The organism is Thermococcus sp., from assembly GCF_027052235.1.
In the GTDB taxonomy this organism is placed as follows: Archaea; Methanobacteriota_B; Thermococci; order Thermococcales; family Thermococcaceae; genus Thermococcus.
In genome coordinates this window covers 1-4,969 of record NZ_JALUFF010000021.1, presented here as the reverse complement: position 1 = coordinate 4,969, position 4,969 = coordinate 1, and the positions used below count along the sequence as shown (strand labels likewise).

At 52.3% G+C, this 4,969-nt stretch carries 7 protein-coding genes; 3 read left to right on the top strand and 4 right to left on the bottom strand.

Features of this window, described 5'->3' with window-relative positions; genetic code table 11:
- Positions 1-237, top strand: a 237-nt coding sequence (locus MVC73_RS02220) for a hypothetical protein (protein WP_297506476.1), incomplete at its 5' end; no start/stop codon positions are given.
- A gap of 104 nt (positions 238-341) precedes the next feature.
- Here MVC73_RS02220 and MVC73_RS02215 read toward each other — a convergent pair.
- The gene (locus MVC73_RS02215; RefSeq protein WP_297506474.1) at positions 342-887 is read right to left on the bottom strand and encodes a hypothetical protein; all 546 of its coding nucleotides are present in this window, start codon (positions 885-887) and stop codon (positions 342-344) included.
- 47 nt (positions 888-934) lie between these two features.
- On the opposite strand from MVC73_RS02215, the gene MVC73_RS02210 reads away from it, so the two are divergent.
- Positions 935-2,911: an IGHMBP2 family helicase gene (locus tag MVC73_RS02210; protein WP_297506472.1), complete on the top strand. Its 1,977-nt coding sequence runs from the start codon at positions 935-937 to the stop codon at positions 2,909-2,911.
- Between the two features lie 3 nt (positions 2,912-2,914).
- Positions 2,915-3,502 (top strand): hypothetical protein, encoded by a 588-nt coding sequence (locus MVC73_RS02205; protein ID WP_297506470.1) that lies wholly within the window; start codon positions 2,915-2,917, stop codon positions 3,500-3,502.
- On the opposite strand, the gene MVC73_RS02200 is transcribed toward MVC73_RS02205, so the two are convergent.
- The 3 genes from MVC73_RS02200 to MVC73_RS02190 all read right to left on the bottom strand — a co-directional run.
- Positions 3,499-3,930: a type II toxin-antitoxin system VapC family toxin gene (locus MVC73_RS02200; protein WP_297506468.1), complete on the bottom strand. Its 432-nt coding sequence runs from the start codon at positions 3,928-3,930 to the stop codon at positions 3,499-3,501. The two genes, MVC73_RS02205 and MVC73_RS02200, sit on opposite strands and share 4 nt — an antisense overlap.
- Positions 3,927-4,127: an antitoxin family protein gene (locus tag MVC73_RS02195; RefSeq protein WP_297506466.1), complete on the bottom strand. Its 201-nt coding sequence runs from the start codon at positions 4,125-4,127 to the stop codon at positions 3,927-3,929. The genes MVC73_RS02200 and MVC73_RS02195 overlap by 4 nt, the downstream gene beginning before the upstream one ends.
- 111 nt (positions 4,128-4,238) lie before the next feature.
- Positions 4,239-4,969, bottom strand: a 731-nt coding sequence (locus MVC73_RS02190; RefSeq protein WP_297506464.1) for a TCP-1/cpn60 chaperonin family protein, incomplete at its 5' end; no start/stop codon positions are given.

Genomic DNA, 4,969 nt, shown 5'->3' with positions numbered 1-4,969 from the left:
ATTCTAAAGGAAGGTCTTTTCTGGGCGGCCCTTGGGAGGCCCTCCGAGGTGATGCCCTTCCTGCGGGGAAGGCTTTTGAACGGCCCTGCCGGCGGGCAGAGGAGGCAGTACATCGAGTGTCTGCTCGATGAGCTTGAGCGCTTTTACCAGCGCGTCTCGTGGAGAGGGGAAATCAGCGAGGCCAGCTGGAGGGCCCTGAAGTCGTTCCATCGGGAGTTGTTGGCTCTCCTGTATTAGCTACCTTTTTAACCCCCTTCCCCCATTCTTCCCGGGATGATGAGGGAAGTTTCGCCCGAGCGGTGAGGAGACTCGCATGGGCTGACCTCTCTTTATCCTACTTTTTATCTCTCAAAAATTTGTAGTACTCTTTCAATTTTCTGGACACAGCGTTGACCAGATGCCTCTGCCATTTCTTTTATGAAAGGATATTTGTTCTTACAGGCAGTGTATACTTTACGTTTAAACTTTTTAGTTTTTATTATGTCAACAATTAGCTCATCCAACTCGGAAGGGTTATTCTCAAAGTATTCAATTATCTCCCATTTGACGTTTTCTACATTTTCCTTATCCCAGGGAATTTCAAAACTTTTTATCGTTTCTATCACAAATTGGCGTATATTATGGCCAGAACGAGCAAAATAGCTCACAAGTTTCTGCTCAACTACATCTAGGATGTGATGAAGAATATAATATTTAAAGGCCCTGTCCAATTCATCAGGGTAGTTGTATTCTAAGGTTTTCATATTTGCATGGTATATACCCTCATTGTACCTTCCTGCATCATGTAATCCAGGTATACCCCCATAATCAATCATATCATCAATCTGGCGTGAAGAAAAGCTTAATATTTTCTCCCCCCATTTTTTATGAACTCTCCAAGAGGGCATAAACTCACCTCCAATGAGTATTTATGACAAACACTTGGTGAGTAAAAATGGATACGATACTTAAAAATTTTATCTCTCACCTCAAAGGGCTCGTGGAGCTTGAGCGAAAGGCAGAGATAGAGGCTATGCGCTTAGAGATGAAGCGCCTCTCTGGGAGGGGGAGGGAGAAGGTTGGGAGAGCTGTTCTCAACCTCAACGGGAAGATAATAGGCGAGGAGCTCGGCTATTTCCTCGTGAGGTACGGCAGGGACAGGGAAATCAAGACGGAGATAAGCGTCGGCGACCTTGTTGTAATCAGCAAACGCGACCCCCTGAAGAGCGATCTTGTGGGAACGGTCGTCGAGAAGGGGAAGCGCTTCATCACGGTTGCCCTTGAAACGGTCCCCGAGTGGGCCCTTAAGGGCATCCGCTTGGACCTCTACGCCAACGACATAACCTTTAGGAGATGGCTGGAGAACCTCGACAACCTGCGAGAGAGCGGGAGGAAAGCGCTGGAGCTTTACCTCGGCCTACACGAGCCTGAGGGGGGCAAACCCATTGATTTTAAGCCATTCGATAAGAGCCTCAACGCCAGCCAGAGGAGGGCAATCGCAAAGGCCCTTGGCAGTCCCGACTTCTTCCTGATTCACGGGCCCTTTGGAACTGGAAAGACGAGGACTTTAGCGGAGCTGATAAGGCAGGAGGTTGAGAGGGGCAACAGGGTTTTGGCAACTGCTGAGAGCAACGTCGCTGTCGACAACCTCGTTGAGAGGCTCGTCGACTCGGGCCTTAAGGTCGTCCGCGTCGGCCATCCAAGCAGGGTCTCAAGGGCTCTGCACGAGACGACTTTGGCTTATCTCATAACCCAGCACGAGCTCTACGGCGAGTTGAGGGAGCTCCGCGTTATAGGGCAGAATCTGAAGGAAAAGCGCGACACCTTCACCAAACCCGCGCCAAAATACAGGAGGGGACTGAGCGACCGCGAGATTCTCAGGCTGGCCTCGAAGGGAATAGGAACAAGGGGAGTTCCAGCCCGTTTAATCCGCGAGATGGCCGAGTGGATAAAGCTCAACGAACAGGTAGGCAAAACCTTTGAGGACGCGAGGAAGCTTGAGGAGAGGATAGTGAGGGAGATAATAAGGGAAGCCGATGTAGTTCTAACCACCAACGCATCAGCTGGCCTCGAAGTCATTGACTACGCCTCCTACGATGTGGCCATTATAGACGAGGCGACCCAGGCGACAATCCCGAGCGTCCTCATACCGATAAACCGCGCGAAGCGGTTCGTCTTGGCGGGAGACCACAAACAGCTACCGCCGACAATACTGAGTGAAAAGGCCATGGAACTCTCCAGGACGCTCTTCGAGGGCCTCATCGAGCGCTATCCCCACAAGTCTGAGATGCTAACGGTGCAGTACAGAATGAACGAACGCCTTATGGAGTTCCCCAGTAAAGAGTTCTACGGGGGAAAGGTCGTAGCAGACGAGAGCGTCAGGGGCATAACGCTCGCAGATTTGGGGATCAAAGTTCCAGCATCGAAAGGGCTCTGGAGTGATGTGCTTAAGCCGGAGAACGTCCTCGTCTTCATAGACACCTCGACGAGGGAAGACCGCTTCGAGAGGCAGAGGCGCGGGAGCGAGAGTAGAGAAAACCCGCTTGAGGCGAGAATAGTTGCCGAAACCGTGGAGAGACTCCTAAATCTTGGAGTCAAGCCCGAATGGATCGGAGTCATTACCCCCTACGATGACCAGAGGGATTTAATAAGCTCCCTCCTGCCGGAGGAGGTTGAAGTTAAAACCGTTGACGGCTACCAGGGGAGGGAGAAGGAGGGCATCGTCCTCTCCTTCGTCCGCTCAAACGAGAGGGGCGAGCTCGGCTTCCTGAAGGATTTGCGGAGGCTGAACGTTTCCCTGACGAGGGCGAAGAGAAAGCTGATTCTGATAGGGGACTCCTCGACTTTAAGCGCCCATCCGACTTACAAGAGACTGGTTGAGTTCGTGAGGGAAAGGGGAACAGTGATTGGGACTAATGAATTGGGGGTGTGAGTGATGTTCCTCTACGAGAAAAACTTCGAGGAGCAGAAGGCAAGGGCAATGGAAGGCCTCAGAAAGGCCCTGGCCGAGGATAAAGTTGATCACGACATAATCCCGCTCCTTGAGAAAATCAACGCCCTCGACAACTACTTTACCACCTCCTCCTGCTCCGGAAGGATTTCGGTCATGGAGATGCCCCACTTCGGCGACAAGCTTAACTCCCTCTGGCTCGGCAAGTGGCACCGCGAGGTTACCGTCGAGGAAGTCCTTGAGGCCATTGGGAGGCACAACTCCGGTCAGCTGTGGTTTCTTGTAAGGGGTCCAATTCTTCACGTTGCCGCGAGGACGATGGAAGATGCCGTAAAACTGCTCAACCTCGCGATAGGTATCGGCTTCAAGTACTCCAACATCAAGAGCGTGAGCCACAAGAAGCTTCTCGTGGAGATACGCTCCACCGAGAGGATGGACGTCCCCCTGGGAGAAAACGGGGAGCTATGGGTGGATGAGGAGTACATTGAGAAAATCGTAGACCTCGCCAACGCTCAGCTTAGAAGGTTCAAGGGGAAGCTGAAGAGACTTGAGGAAGAGATTGGAAACTACTAACTACCGCCTAAGCTTTCCTTTAACTTGTCGAATTCCTCAAGGAGGTAAAACGCCTCGATACCGGCTTTTCTGCTGTTCTTAACCATTATCCGGTCGTTCGAAACAAGGATACTCCCCGTAAGCATGGCGGTTGCTATGTAATAGGCATCGACCGCACGGGGGTGAACATTCTCGGAGACATAAACCGCGAGGTTGAACAGCTCGCTCTCCTCCTTCACGTTAAACTCCTCAATCAGGCTTAGTAACGTTCGGTAATCAATTCCCACGCCGAGTCTTTTTGCCACTGATAATACCTCGATTATAAAGATCCTTGGGATGTACACCGGCTTACCTTCTGCCAGCTTGAAAAAATCCAGTGCCAGCTTTCTCCTTTTGGGGTTTCCCTCGAAGAGTGCATCTATGAGGACGTTGGCGTCCAAAACTATCATCTTCTGCCCTCCTCGATTAATCTGGAGGGGTTTTCAAACTTGGGGAGGGTTTTACTGAGTTTTTCGAGTCTCTGGAGGAACTTTCCCGTTACAACCCTCTCCTTGATCACTATGACGACCTTCTCATGATCGCGGAGGTGTGGCTTTCTGAGGGGCTTAAAGACGCCATTCTCATAAACGGCCTCAATCTCCTCCATGAAACCACCACATTAAAATTGACTCAAAACTTTAAAAGGCCATCTATTCCCGTGAAAGGATAGAAAACCGACCTGAGTTAAAGTTCGAAAGAAGAGAAGACGGGAAAGCCTTCAGTCAAGCTCGCTGCCGAACTCCTCACTGCCGCCCTTGCCGCCTTCCTTCTCCTTCTCAAGCTTGCTGGCAGCGATGACGTCGTCTATGCGGAGTATCATTATCGCGGCCTCGCTGGCGCTCTTAATGGCCTGCTTGGTAACCCTGAGCGGAGCGATGACACCGCGCTCCATCATGTCGGCCGGCTCGCCCTCGAAGACGTCGACGCCGACCGTCGGACCCTTCTCCTTGTGGGCGGCGATGACCTTAACGAGGGTCTCGATCGGGTCGAGGCCAGCGTTCTCAGCGAGAGTCCTCGGGATGACCTTAAGGGCCTCGGCGAAGGCCTCGATGGCGAGCTGCTCCTTGCCGCCGACCTCCTTGGCGTACTCGTCCAGCTTAATGGCCAGCTCGATCTCTGGAGCACCACCAGCAGCGACGATCTTGCCGTCCTCGATGATGTCCTTGGTGACCTTGACTGCGTCTTCGAGGGCCCTCTCGACTTCATCAACAACGTGCTCCGTTCCACCGCGGATGAGTATGGTCACAGCCTTCGGGTTCTTGCAGCCCTCGACAAAGATCATGTTCTCGCCAGCAACCTTCCTCTGCTCAACGAGCTCGGCCTCACCGAGATCCTCTGGAGTGAGGTCGCGGACGTTGGTGACGATTTTGGCTCCGGTGGCTTTGGCGAGCTTCTCCATGTCGCTCTTCTTGACCCTCCTCACCGCCATTATGCCGTACTTGGCTAGAT